The 20,883-nt window shown below is 63.6% G+C and carries 16 protein-coding genes and 1 pseudogene; 8 read left to right on the top strand and 9 right to left on the bottom strand.

Annotated features, from left to right (window positions below; all coding sequences use genetic code 11):
- Window positions 1-7: 7 nt before the first annotated feature.
- The gene (locus tag SZ60_RS06105) at window positions 8-895 is read right to left on the bottom strand and encodes a helix-turn-helix transcriptional regulator (RefSeq protein WP_043594603.1); all 888 of its coding nucleotides are present in this window, start codon (window positions 893-895) and stop codon (window positions 8-10) included.
- Window positions 896-1,050: 155 nt separating this feature from the next.
- Between SZ60_RS06105 and SZ60_RS16375 the strand changes: the two genes are divergently transcribed.
- Window positions 1,051-1,455 carry a hypothetical protein gene (locus SZ60_RS16375; RefSeq protein WP_052505200.1) on the top strand — a complete coding sequence of 135 codons (405 nt, stop codon included), beginning with the start codon at window positions 1,051-1,053 and terminating at the stop codon, window positions 1,453-1,455.
- A gap of 117 nt (window positions 1,456-1,572) precedes the next feature.
- On the opposite strand, the gene SZ60_RS17135 is transcribed toward SZ60_RS16375, so the two are convergent.
- From SZ60_RS17135 to SZ60_RS06095, 4 genes are all read right to left on the bottom strand, one after another.
- Window positions 1,573-2,679, bottom strand: coding sequence for a hypothetical protein (locus SZ60_RS17135; protein ID WP_156155512.1), 1,107 nt, complete (start codon window positions 2,677-2,679; stop codon window positions 1,573-1,575).
- Window positions 2,680-4,199: 1,520 nt separating this feature from the next.
- A complete protein-coding gene (locus SZ60_RS17130; RefSeq protein ID WP_156155511.1) occupies window positions 4,200-5,699 on the bottom strand; it encodes a hypothetical protein in 1,500 nt (499 codons plus the stop codon).
- Window positions 5,700-5,863: 164 nt separating this feature from the next.
- Entirely contained in the window at window positions 5,864-6,388 is a 525-nt protein-coding gene (locus SZ60_RS17125; RefSeq protein WP_156155510.1) for a hypothetical protein, read from the bottom strand.
- A gap of 318 nt (window positions 6,389-6,706) precedes the next feature.
- On the bottom strand, window positions 6,707-7,195 hold the full coding sequence (locus SZ60_RS06095; protein ID WP_043594601.1) for a hypothetical protein: 489 nt from the start codon (window positions 7,193-7,195) through the stop codon (window positions 6,707-6,709).
- Between the two features lie 744 nt (window positions 7,196-7,939).
- Between SZ60_RS06095 and SZ60_RS06090 the strand changes: the two genes are divergently transcribed.
- Both SZ60_RS06090 and SZ60_RS16835 read left to right on the top strand, forming a co-directional pair.
- Window positions 7,940-12,727: a type ISP restriction/modification enzyme gene (locus SZ60_RS06090; RefSeq protein WP_043594599.1), complete on the top strand. Its 4,788-nt coding sequence runs from the start codon at window positions 7,940-7,942 to the stop codon at window positions 12,725-12,727.
- A gap of 885 nt (window positions 12,728-13,612) precedes the next feature.
- Window positions 13,613-14,467, top strand: a pseudogene (locus SZ60_RS16835) (CHAT domain-containing protein); the annotation flags it as partial.
- Between the two features lie 30 nt (window positions 14,468-14,497).
- On the opposite strand, the gene SZ60_RS06085 reads toward SZ60_RS16835, so the two are convergent.
- The 3 genes from SZ60_RS06085 to SZ60_RS06080 form a co-directional block, all read right to left on the bottom strand.
- Window positions 14,498-15,097, bottom strand: coding sequence for a hypothetical protein (locus SZ60_RS06085; RefSeq protein WP_152970200.1), 600 nt, complete (start codon window positions 15,095-15,097; stop codon window positions 14,498-14,500).
- A gap of 52 nt (window positions 15,098-15,149) precedes the next feature.
- Window positions 15,150-15,797 carry a Panacea domain-containing protein gene (locus SZ60_RS16830; protein WP_082059913.1) on the bottom strand — a complete coding sequence of 216 codons (648 nt, stop codon included), beginning with the start codon at window positions 15,795-15,797 and terminating at the stop codon, window positions 15,150-15,152.
- 107 nt (window positions 15,798-15,904) lie between these two features.
- Window positions 15,905-16,255 (bottom strand): metalloregulator ArsR/SmtB family transcription factor, encoded by a 351-nt coding sequence (locus SZ60_RS06080; protein ID WP_043594596.1) that lies wholly within the window; start codon window positions 16,253-16,255, stop codon window positions 15,905-15,907.
- Window positions 16,256-16,340: 85 nt separating this feature from the next.
- Between SZ60_RS06080 and arsB the strand changes: the two genes are divergently transcribed.
- The 5 genes from arsB to SZ60_RS06055 are packed head-to-tail and all read left to right on the top strand — an operon-like array spanning window position 16,341 to window position 20,409.
- Complete coding sequence (gene arsB / locus SZ60_RS06075) at window positions 16,341-17,426, top strand: ACR3 family arsenite efflux transporter (RefSeq protein WP_043594595.1); 1,086 nt, start codon at window positions 16,341-16,343, stop codon at window positions 17,424-17,426.
- Between the two features lie 23 nt (window positions 17,427-17,449).
- Window positions 17,450-17,860, top strand: a complete 411-nt coding sequence (locus tag SZ60_RS06070; protein WP_043594593.1) for an arsenate reductase ArsC — start codon at window positions 17,450-17,452, stop codon at window positions 17,858-17,860.
- Between the two features lie 25 nt (window positions 17,861-17,885).
- Window positions 17,886-18,557 carry an arsenate reductase ArsC gene (locus SZ60_RS06065; RefSeq protein WP_043594591.1) on the top strand — a complete coding sequence of 224 codons (672 nt, stop codon included), beginning with the start codon at window positions 17,886-17,888 and terminating at the stop codon, window positions 18,555-18,557.
- Entirely contained in the window at window positions 18,554-19,897 is a 1,344-nt protein-coding gene (locus SZ60_RS06060) for an NAD(P)-binding domain-containing protein (protein ID WP_043594589.1), read from the top strand. The genes SZ60_RS06065 and SZ60_RS06060 overlap by 4 nt, the downstream gene beginning before the upstream one ends.
- Before the next feature lie 17 nt (window positions 19,898-19,914).
- Window positions 19,915-20,409, top strand: coding sequence for a GNAT family N-acetyltransferase (locus SZ60_RS06055; RefSeq protein ID WP_043594688.1), 495 nt, complete (start codon window positions 19,915-19,917; stop codon window positions 20,407-20,409).
- Here the strand turns inward: SZ60_RS06055 and SZ60_RS06050 are convergent.
- On the bottom strand, window positions 20,406-20,846 hold the full coding sequence (locus SZ60_RS06050; protein WP_197073513.1) for a MerR family DNA-binding transcriptional regulator: 441 nt from the start codon (window positions 20,844-20,846) through the stop codon (window positions 20,406-20,408). The two genes, SZ60_RS06055 and SZ60_RS06050, sit on opposite strands and share 4 nt — an antisense overlap.
- Window positions 20,847-20,883 lie beyond the last annotated feature (37 nt).

Below are 20,883 nucleotides of genomic sequence, written 5' to 3'. Positions count from 1 at the left end.
GCGCGGGTCAGGTGACGGGGTCGGCGGACCGGGCGCGTTCGACGACGTTCTCGGTCGCCGCCCACGAGGCGAGGAGGCGCAGCCCCTCGTCGGACGCGGAGCCCGGGACGGCCGTGTAGACGGTGAGCGAGTGCCCGGGGGTGTCCTGGAGTTCCATCACCTGGAAGTCCAGCGCGAATAGGCCGACGGCCGGGTGCCGGAACTCCTTGGCGCCGGTGTAGTGGCGGCGGACGTCGTGGGCGGCCCAGCGGGCGCGGAACTCGTCGCTGCGGATGGACAGCTCGCCGATGAGGGCGGCGATGCCGGCGTCGTGGGGGTTGCGGCCGGCGTCGCGTCGGAGGATGGCGACGTTGACGGCGGCCGCGCGCTCCCAGTCGGGGTAGAAGTCGTGGGCGCCGGGGTCGAGGAAGATGTAGCGCGAGTGGTTGGCGGGGCGCAGGGTGCTGCGGTACATGTCGGAGTACAGGGCGAAGCCGAGGGCGTTGGCGGCGACGAGGTCCATGCGGGTGTTGGTGACCATCGCGACGGCGCCGGTCATGGCGTCGAGCATGTGTTGCACCGGGGACTGGGCGATCTTCTGTTCGCTGGTGACCGGGGGCCTGCGGCGGGAGGGAACGGAGGCGCGGGCGAGGTCGTAGAGATGGTCGGTTTCGGCCTGGTCCAGGCCGAGGGCGCGGGCGATGGCGTCGAGGACGCTGTCGGAGACTCCGCCGAGGTTGCCGCGTTCGAGACGGGTGTAGTAGTCGACGCTGACGCCGGCGAGGCGGGCGACCTCGTCGCGGCGGAGTCCGGGGACGCGTCGCTGGCCGCCGGCGCTGACGACGCCGGCCTGTTCGGGCGAGAGGCGTGCGCGGCGGGTGGCGAGGAAGTCGCGGACCTCGGCTCGGTTGTCCATGCCTCCGACCCTACGGACGGGGGTTCGGCGCAACCAGGCCCTGTCGGGGCCAGGTTCGGTGGGGCCTGGCGCGACGCTGAGGTGGAGGTCGTGACGCTCGCTCAGTACCTCGGTAGGGTCGTGGCACCAGCACCACTCGACGACGGGGGACCGAGATGACTGACGGACGCGACCAGAACGGGCAGCAGGGGCAGCAGGGCCAGCAGTACGGCGGGCAGCAATACGGGGGCGTGCCGCAGGCGCCTGGGGCGGGGCCCGACGGAGGCGCGGTCCAGCGTCCGTCGCGGGGGTTCGAGATCGCCGGCTTCGTGCTGTCGTTCTTCGGCTTCCTGGCGATCGCGGGCCTGATCATGAGCACGATCTCGTTCCGCCGCCTCGGCCGAGCCGGTCAGCCCCGCGGCCTCTCGCTCGCTGGCATCATCATCTCGATCGTGGTGCTGCTGCTCACCCTCGCGTTCATCGTCGCGGCCATCGTCGGTGCCTCGACCCTCCTCGAGACCTGCGCGGACCTCGGCCCGGGCACCCACGTCGTCGACGGCGTCACCTACACCTGCAGCTGAGCCTGGCGCGGCCCCTGAGGTGGGGCCCGAGGGATGAACGTCAGCCGGTATTATTACTGGCCTCACCCCCGAGCGCAGTGCCTCCAACCTCCCTGAACATGCTCGCGATTTTTTTGCCTATGGACGGTTATTTAGGAGGCGGAGCTTTAGAGCGCCGTGCAGCCTGAGGTGTCTCATTACCGGCTTGGGGTCGAGCAGCTTTGACCATTTTGGCACCCCTCGCTGGGTCCCGACGGTTAGTCCAAACGTGAAGACAACGGCGCTCGTCACGAATCGTGTATAGAGATTGATGTTGTGCCCATGTTGGGACCCATGATGCGGAGCGGTCACGGTGCAGACCTCGTGCGCCACCCCTATGCGGTCCCACTCTGATTCAAACTCTTGCCAGACGTCGTCGAGGTGTAACGGTAGATCTCCCGTGTGAAGCCACGCATGCTCACAGTTGACCGAAAAACTGAGTGCTGACGCCTCTGGCACCGTGTGGCGGGCATACGGGTTCGTGGATGTGCTGTGCAAACTTATAGACGACCAGTTCGTCAGGGTCACTCCAGGGCGCGCAAGATCATGCGTCCGCCCCAGCACCTCTAGGATCTCTCTAAGTTGCGCTCGAGTCTTGCTCGTGTCGACAAGCTTTCTCCGGTCAGCCTCGTTCTCGACATCCAGTCCGGTGGCCTTCGTGATCTCCGCAGCTAGCCCGTCAAGGATGGCCGCAGGAACGGCGAGCTGCGCCACGAGCATTTCCCACGGAGCGTGGGCGGGAGCCACATCGGTTCCGGAGTCGACCACCCGCGCTGGTACCGGCACGTGGTTTGCTCCGGTCCCGTCTGGAATGGGGTCAGGTGCCGGGCTGTCGTCGATGGTGCCCGACGACGCCTTGACGAAGGTCACATCCCTGAATCCGAGACTCGCCGCGAACTGTGTCACGGCCGAATCGGACTGTAACAATTGCGCGGCGATGGCCGTCGTGTCTTTATCGCGAAGCCTCATGAGACCGAGCAACTTTGATGCACCCCCAAGCCAGGGCAGCACAAGGGTTCCTACGGAAATGTTCGCCCGCTTGAGTGCGCTAATGAGTGCCGGAAGGCGATTGACATGGTCTTCGTCGACGTGTGAGATGACCACAAAATCCAAGGTAAGGAGAGAGGCACTCGTCATCTCATAAACGAACTCGCCGATCGCCGATCCGAGGAGCGATACGTCCGGACTGGCACCGACGTCATACACGTATGACAGGGGTGCAAAATCACCTGTCTTGATCGGTCTTACGATGCTCGCGTGGAACCCTCCGTGCCCTACCCGATATTGCACGCGCTTGGCGTTGATTGCTGTCGGAGCTGCAGCGAGAGAAGACCCGGACATCAAGTAGAGACTCTGAGCTTGATCACGTAGCAATCTATCGGCACAGGGGCGAACTAGCGTTAGTGTCGCGCTTCTACTAATCTGCTCTTTTGGGTTCAGTCCAGCGAGACCGACACCGACGTAACGGGCCATGATCTGCGTAGAGCGCCTGCCTGTCTCAGCGGGCGGAATGGCCATCAATTCTAGTTGACAGGCGCGACAACCCCCGAGGTGAACCACTGCACCAAGGTGGCAGCGAGGATGACAGCGGCGCGTGCCTCGTTGACTGTGGCATCGGCATAGTCGGGCCGGCCATGTCCGCTCTCGTGGCCGCGCCAGAGAGTGCGAAGCATCACGGCGAGACTCTTGGCTCCTGGCGCTTTGTCGTTGCGCCGAAAGACGAGTCGCCAGGTCGGTGTGTCAGCTTCGAGGATGGAGAAGACATTGGCGAGGGTCGGTTCAGGGACCTTGGTGGGATAACGGACAGTGCCGCAATCTCGACGGCAACGAGCGCGTGGTTGTACGCAACGGAGACTCGAGGGTTGGTGCCATAGGCGTCGAGCCAGGCCTCTTGAAGTTTCAGGGACGCGGCATCTTTAGCGTTTTAGGACGCCCTGGACGCTTTCGAGAACACCATTGCGGACTCGCTTCGCCAGCCGCGCTGCGGTTCGGTTCGGTTCCACCGCACGACTGTCCAGGCAGAGCCTCCCTCGCTAAGTATCTGCTGAGGGGGTGTTCCAGTCCGCTGGGGAAGCGTCCGCTCGCGGCGAGGAAATCGAGCAAGTTGGTGAAGTACGCGTCGCCCATGGAGCGGAGGTGCGGCATCACCTCTTCGGACCACGACATCTTCCCGTTTGTCTGAAGCCGAGGTCGACATGAAGGACGTTCTATGGAACCCATGCGAGTACAGGTAGCTCTGCTGCACGCTCAGCCGGCCTGAGGACATCCGTGCTGCTGTCGCCATTGCTGGTGCCCTCGACGAGAGTTTCGGCCTAGTGGCTGAGCGCGATCGTAAGGGTCATCGTGCATCCTTCCGTAGCGTTGGGTCTGACGTCGACGAATGTACGGACAATCGCCGACATTGCAGCGACTGCCTGTACCCGTCGCTAAATTTCGAAGCCGCCATTGTCCTGGACGAAGCTGGCCTGGACGCCAGGCAGCCGCCCTTGCCCTCACAGCCGTTTCAGGACGCGCGATCGACGTACCCGAGTTCCCGGCCCACAGCGTCGGACCGCGTCCCGCGCAGTACTCGTATGACGTGCACGGCACGGCATCAATGGCGGCACCATGCTCGGCCGCGTAGGCGTAGGCGTCCAGGCGACTGAGGCGCTGGCCTGGCCTGGCCAACAGCGGTGGCCAGTCTCGATCTTTTTCAGCCGGATAAGGAGCGCAGCGTCATGGCCGATCTACTCCGGTGAGATTCCAAGTCCTTCGGCGGCATTGTCCAAGCGACGGAACAAGCCGACCGCGTCCCACGTTCCGACGAGGAGTGAGTTATCACGGCCTGTAGCCGCGGCAGCATCAAGGGCGTCGTGCAGCAGGAGTGTCCCGTTCTGAGCTGCGTTAGCAGCGTCAGCTAGAACTCGTGCGAGCTCTTCAGCGTCGAGGCAAACTAACAATTCAAGTTCACTCACTGAGACAACGCCGACTGGTAGGTCTCGTTTGCCCAGTCGATCCCAAATAAAGGGGTTCTGGTTCAAGTAGAACGGCTCCAGCGTTACTACTAGCCCCACCCGCCGCTTATTTCGATCCACGGCCGCCGAAGCGTCACTAATGCGGTCGATATGAGCATTCGAACGATTGATCTGTTTAATACCCTTTCCGATACTTCCCTCGACTGAGTTCAACCAATCAGAACTCCCGGTCCTGAGCGACTCAATTGGTTGCCTTGCCTTGCATTCGACTAGCACGAGCAGATCTGGAAGGTCGAGGAACCAATCGCAGGAGTCGAGTTGCTCGCGCCGCGGCCCATATGCGACCTCGGGCACGACCGATCGATCGCCCTTCACGAGTTCAAGCTGCCGTCCGGCGTAGTGCTGGAAAACTGTCCCGAGGTCCCGCGTGAACGCCTCGCCGTAAGCAGCGAGCCCAAGGTGGTAAACCGCCGGAGGTAGCGCTTTTGCGATCACTGCATGGACTGCGGGCGTGATAGGCGCTTCGGCAATGCCGTGAATGAAGGGCTTGTTATCGAGAGGATCGAATGCGTACTTCTTCTCATAGGCAGGGAGTGATTCTTGACGAGATCTGTTCTCAGCTTTGAACTCATCCACCCCAGTCAGAAGACGCTCCGTGAAAACCCTTGTCACAACTTCGAGTGAGATCACGTCTGCCAACGTTTTAAACTGCGGGCCGTCAAGCCACTCGGGATCGAACTGGCCCCGATTCTCCATCGCTCCGACCGAGATAAAGAAAATGGACTCAACATAGTCATGAAGGGTGAGTCCGGCGGTGGCGTTTTCGAACCACCGTGGGTGCATTGCCTCGGGGGTGAATTCGCGGGGTGTCGTGACGGCCGATCCGAAGAGGAGGATTGTTCGGGCGAACTCCGGCAAAACTGAGCGCTGCGAGGGAAATTGTTCGAAGAAGGTGCGCGCGAGAATTCTGGCTAGCCGCTCAGAGGAATCGATGTCCTCGGATGGCCCATCAGCGATCTGCACGTTCATGTTGGCAAGCCGCATAAGAGTCTCGGCGTCGGCGCGTTTGCCCTGAAATCGTCCCCAAGCTAGCGCGGTGCGCGCCACGTCTGCCACGTTCCACGGAGTGACACCCCCACGCCGCCATTCATCGGGTATCGCGTCTTTCGCAAGGAGCGCACTTGCCGCGGCGGCCTGGATGAGCAGACTTTCGCGATCTACCTTGCGTACGGCGGACTTGAACTCGTCCCACGTTGGCGGCGGTTTGCGCATGGGGTGTAACTCCTTTTGGCCGTCGTCGGCCAATTTTCGAGTTAGGAATTTAGTGGGCTCGGCGCTGACTAGCTTTACTGCCCCAACCCCAGGAGATGCTGGTGTCCATGCGGTCACCTGTCAAGGTCAGCGACTGCAGTGTCAGGGATCTGCTCGCGAGCAGATCAAATGAGATCCCACACGAAAACACCAAAGCCGGCCCCGGTAAGCAAAATGATCGCTCCTGCGAATTCGATTCCGGAAGCTGTCCCGCGAATTCGTGCCGCTCTCTTCTTGGAAGATTTGAGTTGCGTGTCCAGCTGAGCTTCTTTCTCGTAGTGGTTCGTGAACGTTTTCAGGAGGATGCCTGCTTTGACGAGAGCTGGGTCTGTCAGGTCAGGTCGCCTTGAGATGGCTGTCGTGAGTCGCCACTCCTTGTAGCGCACGTCGGCATCTTTGGCAGGCTCCCACTGTCTTAGGAGGAGGCCGATCGCCACCATTGCCGCTCCAAAAGCGGTTAGGACAATGGGGACGCCTTGAGCAGCGTGTTCTGCTGTAGACGTGTCAATCTTCCCGATGAGGAGGACAGTCCCGATGCCTCCGACCGCAACTCCCAGAATGGTCGAAATGACGATCGCGCCACTGATCTGTGATGACGAAGAGTCATGCGTCTCCCAAGCCGGTGTGGGTGTGGGTGTGGGTGCGGTCATGGTCGGTTCCCCCTGGTTTTGCGTGGTTGTGTCGTGGCACGCATGCAAATCATGCCGCTTACTGGCACTTGTAGGTAGCCGCCGCTCCAGTCGGGGGAACGTCTGAGGCAGAACGGGTGTGCCAATTGTTGCGTCTTGCCCTACGTCCAGCTACCGACATTGAGGCGCGCACCCCTCGCCTCCGGCTGTCCGCTCGGGTGTGTCAGGACCCGCAGCAGAACCGAGGTCGGCCGCCGGCTGCAAGGCAAGATCCCGCCAAACGCGTTGCACGGCGGGGCTTGAAGGGGTGGCGTGAAACAGCCCGCGTTCGCGTCTCGGCTATGCCTTCTCGAGGCGCACGGTGGTCGTCGTTCCCATCGCGCTGGCCTTGTAGCTGACCTCGCCTTCCTCGAAGGTGCAGTCCTTCGCGTCATCGGTCGAGGCAAGCATTGCCGAGTCGGTCGCGGCAGCATCGCGCGTCGACGTCCACGTGCACGCCGAGGCGTCGTCAGGGGGAGGCGTGAAAGTGCCGACCCAGTAGATCGACTCCGTGTCACCGCCGTCGCTGACCCAGTTAACGGTGATCGTATCGCCGGTGATGACAGCCGCCTGATAGGCGTCGTCACTTCCGGAATTGGTCTGCTTCCACGTCCCTGCGAGGTCAGGTGCCGCAGCTGCTTCGGTAATTGCCTCTGCGGAGGGCTCGCTGCTCGACCCAGCGTTCGAGTCAGAGCCGGATGAGTCAGAAGACTTGGAGCCGCTGCAGCCCGTGCGGGCGAGGACGGAGACGAGGGCCACGGAGGCTAGCGAGATGAGGGGCTTGTTCATGATGGGCTCATTTGGTCAGACCGTGAAGGCTGCGTAATGCCGTGTTAGGGCAGAAAGGCGCAGCCTGCCAGCCGCCGTCCGCGGGCACGCCCGGCCCCAAAATACGACTTATGGAAGGGCCGACTACCGAATCGGAGGCCTCACCTCGGGCTCCGGAGAGCAGCCCGCGATGAAGTAACGGATCTCAGTGGCGTGCTGTATGGTCCAGGCGACGGCCGAGTGAACTAAGGCCGTAGTGTGCAACCAGGGCCGGCCGCCGGAGCCGTCGCGGCAGTGCGCGTAGACGCTGAACACGGAGCCACCGCGGACGGTGCGGGTTTGGAGGTAGCTCAGCGGGTCAGCCGGGCTGACTTGAATGAGCCACAGACCTTGTGCGCTGAGGAAGGCCGGGAACGCCTAAGGTTGCCGACACGGCCAGCACTTCAGTGCAGTCCGCATCGCGTCCCCAGATCCGCCCACTCACCATGCAGAGACCGTAGGGCCTTCCTCAGACACCGCCGCTGCAGCACTCGATACGACTGATGCCGGAGCCCAATCAGACGAGCGAGACCCTCTCCCCATCGCATGAGCCAGATGCGACTGTTCTCAGGCATGCGTCAGTTCTCTCTTATGCCTTGGCCGACACCAGTGATCGGGAGGACTCTGGCATTAAGCAAAACGTGTGGCCAATTCTCGTTTAATGGAGGCCCCGGTACGCTCTATATGACCGGGTGACCCGACGCCGGTAGTTGAGGGGCGCTACCTGTGAAGACGATTCATGACCTGTTGGCCGAGTACGCCTCGATCGCGCCCGACAAGCGCACGAAGGGTCTGCTGCTGGAACGACTGACGCGGACGTTCTTGACAACAGATCCGAAGTGGACAGCGCTCTACGACGAGGTGTGGCTGTGGCAAGACTGGCCTGGCCGCGACGGGAAGCCAGACACGGGCATCGACCTCGTTGCCCGAGAGCGGCACACCGGCGACATCTGCGCGATCCAGTGCAAGTTCTATGCACCTGAGCACACCATGCAGAAGTCAGACCTCGATTCGTTCTTCACCGCGTCCGGCAAGCATCCATTCTCGTCGCGGATCTTCGTGTCCACTTCGTCCAAGTGGGGCAAGCACGCGGAGGAGGCCCTGAACGGTCAACAGATCACGACGCTGCGGCTCGGGGTCGACGACTTCGATCAGTCCGACATCGACTGGTCTACATACTCATTCTCCAAACCGGACGAAGTTGCTGCGCCGAAGATCAAAACTCTCCGGAAGCATCAGGTGCAGGCTCTTGCCGCAGTACAAGCTGGCTTTGCTGACAATGATCGCGGGAAGCTGATCATGGCCTGCGGGACGGGAAAGACCTTCACCAGCCTCCGCATCGCGGAGGAAATTGCCGGCCGCGGTGGCAAAGTGTTGTTCCTCGTCCCCTCGATCGCACTGCTGTCTCAGACGCTTCGAGAATGGTCGCAAGAACGACGGATGGACCTACGAGCGTTCGCGATCTGCTCCGACACGAAGGTCGGCAAGAGCAACGAGGACTTCACCGTCTCCGACCTCGCCTACCCCGCAACTACCTCCACCCCCCAACTGCTGGACCAGGTGGCAAAGGCCAGCACCCCGGACGGGCTCACAGTCTTCTTCTCGACCTATCAGTCCATCGACGTTGTCGCAAAAGCCCAAGCAGAAGGTTTGGCCGAATTCGACCTTGTCATCTGCGACGAGGCGCACCGCACAGCCGGATTTACGCTCAAAGACGGCAACGAGTCCGCATTCCTGCGGGTGCACTCTGACGAGGCAATCAAGACCAAGCGGCGCCTGTACATGACGGCGACGCCGAAGATCTATGCCGAATCGGTCCGCATGGAAGCCGACGAGAAAGCAGCCGTGTTGGTGTCCATGGACGACGAGGCCACCTACGGTCCCGTGTTCCACCGTCTTGGCTTCGGAGAAGCCGTCGAACGCGACCTCCTGACCGACTACAGGGTCCTAGTCCTGACCATCGATGAGGACTCGATCAGCAGTGCCTTTCAAGAGGAGTTCGCCCAGAACGGTGAGCTGAACATTCCGGACGCTGCCCGCATCGTCGGCATCTACAACGGCCTCGCAAAGCGCGGCGTGCACGGAATCGACACCACCGCACCTAATGCGCATCAACCGCTTCGCCGGGCGGTCGCCTTCTCGCGCTCCATCAAAGACAGCAAGGCTGTCCAGGGGCTCCTCGACGGGTACGACGGGGTCGACGGAGTCCGCTCGGACAGCATCGCCGGAAGACGCATCGACGACACCGACTACGGGCAGCAGACATACGCACTCGAAGCGCGGCATGTAGACGGCACCATGAACGTGCTCGAGCGGAACACGCACCTCGACTGGTTGAAGGCGGATACCGAAGGCGACAACGTTGCCCGCATCCTCACCAACGCCCGCTGCCTTTCCGAGGGTGTCGACGTCCCGTCCCTGGATGCGGTCATCTTCCTCAACTCCCGTGACAGCCAAGTCGACGTCGTCCAGTCGGTCGGCCGAGTCATGAGAAAAGCCCCCGATAAGGACTACGGCTATATCGTCCTTCCGATGGCGATTCCTGCCGGGCAGACACCCGAGCAGGCCCTAAATGACAACCGTAAGTTCAAGGTTGTCTGGGACGTTCTCCGCGCCCTCCGCGCTCACGACGAACGCTTCGAGGCAAAGATCGAACAGATCGACCTAAACGCCCGGACCGACACCGGCCCCGTTATCGCGACCTGGCAGTCCGACGCGGACCTGCCGAACGGCTCGTCGGAGAATGCGACACCCGATTCGACCCAAGTCCCGCTGGACATGTCGGTCCTCGGTGCCGACTGGCAAAGCGCCATCTACGCCAAAATCGTCGACAAGGTCGGCGAACGTGACTACTGGGAGAACTGGGCCAAAGACGTCGCTGAGATCGCGGGACGCCAGATCACCCGCATCACCGGCCTAGTGGACGGGTCCAACGCCGAGCTCCGCACCGCATTCACTCGATTCGTGAAAGGGCTGCAAGACAACCTCAACCCCGGCGTTACCGAGTCGCAGGCAATCGAGATGCTGTCCCAACACCTCATTACACAGCCAGTGTTCGACGCTCTGTTCTCTGGGCACGCGTTCTCCGACCACAATCCGGTGTCTCAAGTGATGCAGGCCATGGTCGACGCTCTCGAGCATCAGAACCTCGACACCGAGACCGCAGACCTCGCTGGGTTCTACGCAGGCGTGCAGCGGGCCGTGACCGGAATCACAGACGCCGCAGGTAAGCAGACGACAATCAAGCGGCTCTACGAAAAGTTCTTCACCGGGGCCTTCCGGAGCACCTCCGAACGCCTCGGCATCGTCTACACACCCAACGAGATCGTCGACTTCATCCTCACCAGCGCCGACCAACTGTCCCGAGACCACTTCGGCGCCGGCCTGACCGACAAAGGCGTCCATGTCCTGGACCCCTTCACCGGCACCGGCACCTTCATCGTGCGGCTCTTGCAGTCCGGGCTCATCCAGCCGGAAGATATGGCACGGAAGTTCCGGTACGAATTGCACGCCAACGAGATCGTGCTCCTGGCGTACTACGTCGCCGCCGTGAACATCGAGGCGACCTACAACTCGATGCAGGGAGGCGAGTACGTCGCCTTCCCCGGAATCGTCCTCACCGACACCTTCCAGTCCTCCGAAGACGAGGACAAGTATGACGACGAAGGCATCTTCGGCGACAACAACCAACGCGTGAAAGACCAGAACGCACTCGATATTCGCGTCATCGTCGGCAACCCGCCGTACTCATCTGGGCAAGACTCAGCCAACGACAACAACCAGAATCTCAAGTATCCCTCTCTCGACCAGCGCATCTCCAACACATACGCAGCACGGTCGACGGGGCAAAACAAGAACAGTCTGTATGACTCCTACATCCGTGCCATCCGGTGGGCATCTGATCGGATCAAGGACCGGGGCATTGTCGCCTTCGTCACCAACGGCGGCTTCCTCGACGGCAACACCGCGTCCGGGCTACGCCTGAGCCTCGAGGACGAGTTCTCAGAGCTGTACATTCTCAATCTCCGAGGCAACCAACGAACCGCAGGCGAAGAATCCCGCCGCGAGGGCGGCAAAGTCTTTGGCTCAGGCAGCCGCGCGTCGGTAGCCATCTCGCTGCTTGTAAAGAACCCCGACCGCACCTCCACGGGGACTATCCACTACCGCGACATCGGCGACTACCTAACCGCCGAACAGAAGCTTGGCCTAACGGCGCAGTTCAAGGGTGTGGACGGCGTTCCGTGGGAGCAGCTCATGCCGAATGAGCACGGTGACTGGATCAATCAACGCAACGACGTCTTCTCGACCTTCATGCCTGTGGGCGACCGCAAGGCACCAGATAGCGGTCTCTTCCGTTCGTTCTCTAGGGGTCTCGAGACTGGCCGTGACTCCTGGGTCTACAACTCCTCTGCACCGGCCCTGCGTGCCAACGTGAATCGAATGATCGAGACCTACAACGCGGAGATCGACCGCTGGGGGGCAGCCGGGCGCCCAGAACCCATCGAAACCTTTATCGACACAGACCCGGAGCGCATCAGCTGGGCACGAAGCCTGCGTAATGCTCTGAAAAAAGGGGAACGCCTTGCCTACTCAAACGGAGCAATGACCGTTGGCACCTACCGGCCCTTCAACAAGCAGCGCGTCTACTTCTCCCCGCTTATGAACCACGAACGTGGCCAGCAGCCCAAATTCTTCCCCTCGGAAGAGCAGAACTTCGGCTTTTACTACGTCGGTGCTGGCTCGTCTGTTCCGTTTTCCGTATTGATGCTCGACACCCTGCCCGATCTACACGTGACCGGTGCCGGATCCGGCGGACAATTTTTCCCACGCTACGTCTACGACCAGGAGCGGCAGGACGGCGCTTTCTCGCTGTTCGACTCGCCTCAGCGGCACGACAACATCACGGCGAGCGCTCTAAGGCGGTACCGGCAGGTCTACGGGGCAGACGTCACAGCGGATGACGTGTTTTTTGCCGTCTACGGGCTCCTGCACTCCGAGGACTACAGGCGCGACTTCGCCGCAGACCTGAAGAAGATGCTGCCTCGAATTCCTGAGCTGAAAGATGTGGCCGACTTTCACGCGTTCACTGCCGCTGGCCGGGACCTCTCCAAATTGCACCTCGGCTACGAGTCGGCAGAGCTCTTCCCCGTGGGCCTTTCGAGGCCGGTGCCCGCTGACCTCAGCATCGACAAAATGCGGTACGGCGGGAAACCCGGGAATCTGGACCGCACCTCGATCCGGGTCACGAGCACGCTCACCATCACCGGTATCCCCGAGGAAGCACACGAATATAGGTTGGGCTCTCGGTCGGCGCTGGACTGGATCCTGGAGCGGTACCAAGTCAAGACCGACAAGGCATCCGGGATCGTGAATGACCCAAACGACTGGGGTACCGAGCACGACGACCCCAACTACATCCTCGAACTCGTTCAACGAATGATTACGGTCAGTCTCGAAACTATGCGCATTGTGAAAAACCTGCCTGCGCTGAACTATCGACTCGCGACAGAGTGAAGGGGCCGGAAAGGCAGAAGGCACCAAGGAGGCCGCCGGGCTCTGCCAGTCGGGAGTTTGCCGGTAACGCGAACCCTTCGAATGCGGCACAACCGAGGTCGCAGATGGCGCCGCCCATTCTGCGTCCGTCGGGGCCGCGAGCCCAGAAACCGGGAGCGTGCCAGCTCGACGCGAAACGCCGATTTGCTGATCCGGTACGGGGTCACCCGACCAAGTTCTCGCCGATTATGCACCGCGTGTGCACCACGGCCCGCCGGATAAAAGCGAAAACCCCTGGATGACCAGGGGTTTTCTGTGGCGGGTTGTTTGCACAACCCCTGAATCGCCGCGGAGTCGGGCCTTGGACACCCGACTGAAGCTGAATTTCCCCCGAGCGTCGCTGCGATTTCCCCTGCGGGCTCCCTCAACCTCGTAAGCGCACTGGACTTGCCGTGGCCGCGCCTGCGATCGGGCAAGCCTCCCCACGGCGCCAGATGGTTGACGAGTTGACCTGGGCGGTGGCGGGCCGCCCCGCGGCCCAGTGGGGGATCCTCGAGCATGAGCACCCCATGCGCGGACGCAGGGGGCGCACCGAGGTCACCGCGCCGTGCGGCCTCTCGGACGCTTTCGCGTTCGAGAGTCGGGCCGTTCCCTTAACCTCGTCCCATGAGCAGCTCGACGATTCGGTCTCAACTCGAGCGGAAGCGCGCACAAAAGGCCGATGCCGAGAAGAAGGCGTAGGCAGCGCGAACGAAGGAGAACGCCAAGCGCGCCGATGCAACGAAGGCTCGGGCTGCGGCATCCAAGACGAGCAACGACTCGACGCGAAAGTCACGATCGCGGGACGCGGACAGGTACGAGCAGGACGCCAATGCCGCTGGCAAGGACGCCGCCGCTTGGCAGACCAAGGCGAGCAAGTACCTGGTTGAGGAAGTGGCTTTACAAAAGCAGCTGTCAACCGCCGAGAGGTCGGAACAGAAGGCGTCGGAGCGGAAGCGTGAGCAGACCGACACAGCCCTAGAACGGCAACGAGCTCAGCAAGTGACGGCAGCCAGAGCTGAGACGGGCCGTCTGCGCGACGAGACGGCGATGCGCTTCGACGTGCACGAGAGAGCGATAGCCGAACTTCGACAGCCGAAGAAAGAGCGCCTCCGCATCCTCGTCCTCACCTCGTCAGGCCGAGATGACCTCCGTGTCGGACGCGAGCAAAAGCAAATCCAGGATGCAGTTCGGTTCGCGTCTGGTCGCGATCAGGTTCGGCTAGACGTCCGGCCGGCTGCGACGGGTGAGGACCTCTTGAACGGTCTCACGCAGGGCACCCCTCACGTCGTCCACTTCTCCGGCCACGGCAACGAGGACGTCATCGTCTTCGAAGAGGATGTCGACGCCCACAATGACGGCCGCGCGATGTCCGGCCGGCTACTTGGCCGTGCTCTACAAGCTGTCGACGAAACTCCCCTTCTCGTCGTCCTGAATGCGTGCAAGACCGCGGAACAGGCTCGTCGCCTCACAGAAGGCATTGCGGCCTTTGCTATCGGTCATTCCGATTCGATCGGAGATTCTGATGCGATCAACTACGCGGCGCGCTTCTATGCGTCCATCGCGGACGGACAGTCCATCGGCGCTTCGCACGATCTCGCCAAAACAGCTCTCGAGATGATGGGGCTGCCTGATCATGATCTCCCGCAGCTGTATGCCGCTGTGGGCTACAACCCCTACGAAGCTCGCCTTGTGCTGTCCGAACTACCTTCGGATTCTTGAGTCCGACAAAGCCAGAAGGAATGGTGAGGTTCAACGCGGACGGGCGGCGCTAAGACGACGCATAGCTCGCTTCCGCTCTTCAGCCTGGTATTCCAGGATCCACGTGCTGGGCGAAACAACCTGGATCAGGCCTGGGAGTGAAGCGTTGAGGAAGCCGGTGTCACGAGTGATGCACACGCGGTCGACGTAGCCATCATCAGGATCGTCGGCATCCCGGGCGGTTGCGTACACCGTCCCATCTTCATGATCGAGCGGCGGGTCCCCGTAGGCGCTCACGATCTCACCCACCGTGTCACCCTCCGAGCGAATGACGACTTCCCAAACGAGGTCCTCGAGCAAGGTCTGGGCATCGGCGTCTAGCCATCCAAGACCTGGGTTCCCGACGCCCGATGTGGGATGGGCAGCCTTAGATGCGACCATGAGGTTGATGTGGTCGCTCGTCCAGACACTCAGGCTGCGCCCGTCTGCGTGCTGGCCGCCCGCGCAGGCGAGGATGGTCAACACGCTGTCAAGTCCCGGATCCCTACGGTGCGGAACTCCATCGGCTCGCGCCCGGACCCCTGCTGCTTCGAGCCGCTCCCAGGTGAACGGCGCGCCGACGACTCGGGCGGCGTCGAGGTAGACGTTCACGTCCAGGATGACTACAAGGCGTGAAGCCCTAGCTGGCGATCCCGTCCCTGCGTCAGTTGGCACGCCTAACGGGCCGCGAAAGGCGGAATCGTGACTTTGCTGCCTCGTAGGCGGGACCAGATGTCGTAGCAAATTGAGCAGTGCCGAGCGACGGATGCTCAATCGCGGCATGTTCGGAGGCCCGCAACCGCCCAGCCTTGCGAAGCTCCGCTACCCGCCGGTACGCGGCCCAGTCGCTTCCGATCTCCGGCTGAGGCAGTTCAATGTTCAGCGAACCCTCGCGGTAATGCTTGTCCCACACTCGGCCCGGCTCATGGGTCAGTGCCCAGAGCGCGCCCCCAGTCATATCTCCAAAAAGCGACCACACGTCTTCGACGTCATCGATGACTTCCTCACGCAACTCCTCAACGCTGATGGCTGAGGTGTCGATGTGAGCTATTGGCTGATCGTGGTACTCCTTGTACAAGCCGTAGAGAGGCTTGACCACGGGGCCGTTTTTCCAGGCCTGAACCGGCTCTCGGAACGTCGGCGCATGTCGCTCTGACAGCCCCTTGCTCTGAACAAGGAAGACGAGCTTTTGCAGTTGCAGGTTGGTGAGACTTCGACCATCGTGGTTCGCGGCGACGAGCAGACGTGACGCAATCGATGCAGCAGCAACGGTTCGCTCCACGGTCAACCCCCCATTCGTCATGATTCCCATCAACGAGATCAACTCACACTACGCGATGTTGATTCCCTCCAGCTGTAAGCCATGCGGCATCTTGAGTGCATGCGCCAGCCAAGAGACGAGGGAAAACGCAGCAGAACTCAGGCCGTTACAAGGAGCTTGCCGAGGGAATCGAGGGCCCCAGGGACGAGCGCGTAGTACGCCCAGATCCCGCGCTTGTCGCGAGTGAGGATGCCGGCGTCGACGAGCACCTTCAAGTGGTGCGAGACCGTGGGCTGGCTGAGCCCGAGAGGCTCGGTGAGGTCGCAGACGCACGCCTCGGCGCCGTCGTGCGCGGCGACCATCGAGATGAGCCGGAGCCTAGCCGGGTCCGCGATCGCTTTCAGGCTGCGGGCCAGCTTCTCGGCGTTCTCCGCGTCCATCGCTTCACGGGCCAGCGGTGCGCAGCACGCGGTCACGTCCGTGAGGGGCAGGAGTTCGGCGACGGGCATGTGAACACTCTTCCACACAGATTGACAGCCGTCGATGGGTTGGGGCAGGCTCAACGCATCGACACTCATCGATCTATGGAGCTGCATGACGACCACCACCACTGCGCCTGCCCGGCTCGGGACCGCTGACCGCTTCCTCCCCGTGTGGATCCTCGCCGCCATGGGCGCGGGGCTGCTGCTGGCGGTGTTCGTCCCGGCGTTCGGTGAGCTGCTGCACTCGTTCCAGGTAGGGCAGGTGAGCGTCCCGATCGCGATCGGGCTGCTGGTGATGATGTACCCGGTGCTGGCGAAGGTCCGCTACTCCGACACCCGCGCCGTAGCCGGCGACCGGCGCCTCCTGGTGTCGTCACTGGTGATGAACTGGGTCGTCGGGCCTGCCCTGATGTTCGCCCTGGCGTGGGTGTTCCTGCCCGACCTGCCGGAGTACCGCACGGGGCTGATCATCGTCGGGCTCGCCCGGTGCATCGCCATGGTGCTGATCTGGAACGAACTCGCCTGCGGCGACCGAGAAGCTGCCGCGTTCCTCGTCGCCCTGAACTCGGTGTTCCAGGTCGTCGCGTTCGCCGGCCTCGGGTGGTTCTACCTCCAGATCCTCCCCGCCTGGCTCGGACTCCCGACAACGAGCGCGTCGTTCAGCATCTGGTCGATCACCCTCAGCGTCCTGGTTTTCCTCGGCATTCCCCTCCTCGCCGGCTACCTGTCCCGCCGCATCGGCGAGGCGACCAAGGGACGTACCTGGTACGAGACACGGTTCCTGCCGAAGATCGGCCCCTTCGCCCTCTACGGGCTGCTGTTCACGATCGTGATGCTGTTCGCCCTCCAAGGCCAGCAAGTCGTCGACCGGTCCCTCGACGTCGTCCGCATCGCCCTGCCGCTGCTGGTGTACTTCACCGTCACGTTCCTCGTCGCGTTCTTCACCGGACGGGCGATCGGCCTCGCCTACGACCGGACGGCGACGCTGGCGTTCACCGCTGCGGGGAACAACTTCGAGCTGGCGATCGCCGTCGCGGTCGGCACGTTCGGGGCGACCTCCGGCCAGGCCCTCGCCGGGATCGTCGGCCCCCTGATCGAGGTCCCGGCGCTCGTGGCGCTGGTGTACCTGTCCCTGTGGCTCCGGCCACGCCTGTTCCCCTCCCCCACCCCGGCAGCGCGCATCGCTGAACGGGTCTAACCCCTCACCCGAAGGAACCCGTCATGAGCACCAAGCCCACCGTCCTGTTCGTCTGCGTCCACAACGCCGGCCGCTCCCAGATGGCCGCCGGCTACATGCAGGCCCTGGCCGGCGACCGCGTCGACGTCCTCTCCGCCGGCAGCGAGCCCAAGGACCGGATCAACCCGATCGCGATCCAGGCCATGGCCGAGGAAGGCATCGATATCGCCGGGAACCAGCCCAAGGTCCTCACCACCGAGGCCGTCCGGGACAGCGACGTCGTGATCACGATGGGCTGCGGCGACGCGTGCCCGATCTTCCCCGGCAAGCGCTACGAGGACTGGGAGCTGACCGACCCCGCTGGCCGCGGCATCGAGGACGTCCGCCCCATCCGCGACGACATCAAGGGCCGCATCCAGGCCCTCCTGGCCGAGATCGCACCCGCGACCGCCTAACCCCCTGAGCTGTGAGGAAACGACGATGACGGACCTGACCACGAGGCGCGGCCTGCCGGGCCTTGCCTTCCCCGAGGACGCACTCAAGCGTGCCGCGGGCGACCTCGCCACCCGGTTCGAGGGCATCTTCGGACCGGAGACGATCGAGCGGTACGTGCTCGAGTCCTACACGGCTCTCCTTCGCACAGCGCAAGTCCGGGCGCACCTGACCACCAATGCGACCCGGTTCGCGATCGACCGGCTGACTGCTCTCGGGCAGGCCACCGGGGCGATCGAGCGGACGGTGCCGGAGGTGCTGTTCGTCTGCGAGCAGAACGCCGGCCGGTCCCAGATGGCAGCCGTGTTCACCAACGTCCTCTCCGGCGGTGCCGTCCACGTCCGCTCCGCCGGGTCTATGCCCGCCCGAGACCTCCACCCCGTCGTCGCGGAAGCGATGCGAGAGCTGGGCCTCGACCTTGACGAGGCGTTCCCGAAGCCGCTGACAGACGACGTCGTGCAGGCAGCCGACGTCGTGATCACGATGGGCTGCGGCGACGCGTGCCCGATCTACCCCAGCAAGACCTACCGCGACTGGCACCTCACCGACCCCGCCGGGCTCCCCCTCGAGCAGGTGCGCCTCATCCGCGACGACGTTCGCAAGCTCGTCGAATCGCTCCTGGCCGAACTCGGCATCGAATCGAAGGGTCTCCCCGCATGAGCCTCACCCTCTCTGTCCCGCCCCGCACCGACGCACCGACCCTCGCCGGGCTCCCCGTCGCCGTCATCGGCGCCGGCCCTGTTGGCCTCGCTGCTGCCGCGCAGCTCCTCGAACGCGGCGTCGACGTCGTGATCTACGAAGCCGGCCCGAGTGCCGCGACGGCGGTCCGCGCGTGGGGTCACACGCGCCTGTTCACCCCGTGGGAGCACCTCGTCGACCCGGCCGCCGCACGCCTCCTCGACACCACCGACTGGGAGGCCCCGGCAGCGAAGAAGCTCCCCTACGGTGCCGACTTCGTCCGCGACTACCTCGAACCCCTCGCCGCGACCCCTGAGCTGTCCGGCCGCATCCGGTACGGGCACCGGGTCGCCGCAGTGTCCCGGCAGGGCATGGACCGCACCCGCTCCACCGGGCGGGCCGAGACGCCGTTTCTGCTGCGCCTCGACCACGACGGCGAGGTGCGCGACGAACTCGCCCGCGCCGTCATCGACACCTCAGGCACCTACACGACCCCCAACACCCTCACCTCCTCCGGGGTCGGCCTTTCCCACGGCGACGACGTCGCCGGCAGCATCAGCCACGCCCTGCCCGACGTCCTCGGCCGCGACCGGGAACGGTTCGCTGGCCGGCACACGGTCGTCGTCGGCGCTGGCCACTCGGCGGCGAACACCCTCCTCAAGCTCGCCACCCTCGCCAAGGACGCCCCCGGGACGACGATCACGTGGGCGATCCGCAGCAGCACCCCCGCCCGGGTCTACGGGTCAGCAGCCGACCAGCTCGAAGGCCGTGGTGACCTCGGCAGCGCCGTCCGCGACCTCGTCCGTGCCGGCGCGATCGCCCTGGTCGACCGGTTCGAGGTCGACGACGTCACCAAGACCGCTGACGGCGTGCAGCTCGTCGGGCGTCGCCGCGGTGAGCCCCTGACGGTCGCCGCGGACGTGGTGGTGAACGCGACCGGGTTCCGCCCTGACCTCGACATGCTCCGTGAGATCCGGGTATCCCTGGACGAGATCGTCGAAGCACCTCGGCAGCTCGCACCGCTGATCGACCCAAACCTGCATTCCTGCGGCACGGTCTACCCGCACGGGGTCGCAGAGCTCGGGCACCCGGAGCCGAACTTCTACATCGCCGGCATGAAGTCGTACGGCCGTGCCCCGACGTTCCTGCTGCTCACCGGCTACGAGCAGGTGCGTTCCATCGCGGACGAACTCGCTGGCAATCACGAAGCCGCCCGCCTCGTGCAGCTCGAACTCCCCGAGACGGGTGTCTGCTCGACGAACCTCCCGGACGCCTCCGGGTGCGCCGTCGACGGGCCGGCAGCAGGTGGGTGCTGCTCGTGAGCGTCACCGTCCGGGCCATGGCCCCGGACGACTGGCCCGCCATCGAGCAGATCTACCAGGAGGGTATCGACACCGGTAACGCCACCTTCGAGACCCGCACCCCGACCTGGGACGCGTTCGATGCAGGCAAGCTCGCCGCGCACCGGTTCGTCGCGGTCGACGACACCGCGGGCGCCGTGCTCGGCTGGGTGGCGGCGTCTGCGACGTCGGCCAGGCCAGCGTATGCAGGTGTCGTCGAGCACTCCGTCTACGTCACCGCCGCGGCGCGAGGACGTGGCATTGGATGGGAGTTGCTGAGTGCGTTCCTCGACTCGGTGGATGCTTCGGACATCTGGACCGTTCAGTCGTCGATCTTCCCCGAGAACGGGGCGAGCCTGGCCCTCCACGACAGGGCGGGGTTCCGCCGGATCGGGACGCGGGAACGGATCGCGCGCTCCGAAGCAGGCCCTTATGCCGGCGTGTGGCGCGACACCGTTCTGATCGAACGACGCTCACCCACCGACCCTTCCTAGGCGCTGGTGCGGAAGACGCACTCGGTCGAGCACCGCTCAGACCGGTCAGGGCATTCGGCCAGGTCGTGCTCGGCGCGCGAGAGACGCGATCGGAGCTGGTCGAGGCGGGCCTGCTTCTCCTCGATCTGACGCACCTGCTCGGCCAGGAGCGGCCGTAAGGCTTCGCGGACATCGGTGCAGGACGTCGACTCCATGGTGCTGAGGTGCACGCCGATCTGATCAAGAGGCAGCCCGAGTTCCTTGCTGGCCTCGATCAGGTCGAGCCGACTGAGAACGTCCGGGCTGTAATCCCGGTACCCGTTCAAGGTCCTGGCAGCAGTCAAGAGCCCGATGGACTCGTAGTAGCGGAGCGCCGTGGCGGGGACGCCGCTGCGCTTGCTGACCTCGGAGATTCGCACACCGCGACCATAGAGCCGCCGGTGCCACTTGACCTTCAAGCGGCTCGAACCTCTACGGTCACTGACGTGCCTTCCT

The sequence above is a fragment of the Frigoribacterium sp. MEB024 genome (genome assembly GCF_000878135.1).
In the GTDB taxonomy this organism is placed as follows: Bacteria; Actinomycetota; Actinomycetes; order Actinomycetales; family Microbacteriaceae; genus Frigoribacterium.
The sequence above is the reverse complement of the archived record's forward strand: the minus strand, read 5'-3'. Positions and strand labels throughout refer to the sequence as shown.

Bases quoted from the DNA above. Each gene is read 5' to 3' on its own strand.
- SZ60_RS06105 (WP_043594603.1), bottom strand. From the start codon at position 895: ATGGACAACCGAGCCGAGGTCCGCGACTTCCTCGCCACCCGCCGCGCA.
- SZ60_RS16375 (WP_052505200.1), top strand. From the start codon at position 1,051: ATGACTGACGGACGCGACCAGAACGGGCAGCAGGGGCAGCAGGGCCAG.
- SZ60_RS17130 (WP_156155511.1), bottom strand. From the start codon at position 5,699: ATGCGCAAACCGCCGCCAACGTGGGACGAGTTCAAGTCCGCCGTACGC.
- SZ60_RS17125 (WP_156155510.1), bottom strand. From the start codon at position 6,388: ATGACCGCACCCACACCCACACCCACACCGGCTTGGGAGACGCATGAC.
- SZ60_RS06095 (WP_043594601.1), bottom strand. From the start codon at position 7,195: ATGAACAAGCCCCTCATCTCGCTAGCCTCCGTGGCCCTCGTCTCCGTC.
- SZ60_RS16830 (WP_082059913.1), bottom strand. From the start codon at position 15,797: ATGGGAATCATGACGAATGGGGGGTTGACCGTGGAGCGAACCGTTGCT.
- SZ60_RS06080 (WP_043594596.1), bottom strand. From the start codon at position 16,255: ATGCCCGTCGCCGAACTCCTGCCCCTCACGGACGTGACCGCGTGCTGC.
- arsB (WP_043594595.1), top strand. From the start codon at position 16,341: ATGACGACCACCACCACTGCGCCTGCCCGGCTCGGGACCGCTGACCGC.
- SZ60_RS06070 (WP_043594593.1), top strand. From the start codon at position 17,450: ATGAGCACCAAGCCCACCGTCCTGTTCGTCTGCGTCCACAACGCCGGC.
- SZ60_RS06065 (WP_043594591.1), top strand. From the start codon at position 17,886: ATGACGGACCTGACCACGAGGCGCGGCCTGCCGGGCCTTGCCTTCCCC.
- SZ60_RS06060 (WP_043594589.1), top strand. From the start codon at position 18,554: ATGAGCCTCACCCTCTCTGTCCCGCCCCGCACCGACGCACCGACCCTC.
- SZ60_RS06055 (WP_043594688.1), top strand. From the start codon at position 19,915: ATGGCCCCGGACGACTGGCCCGCCATCGAGCAGATCTACCAGGAGGGT.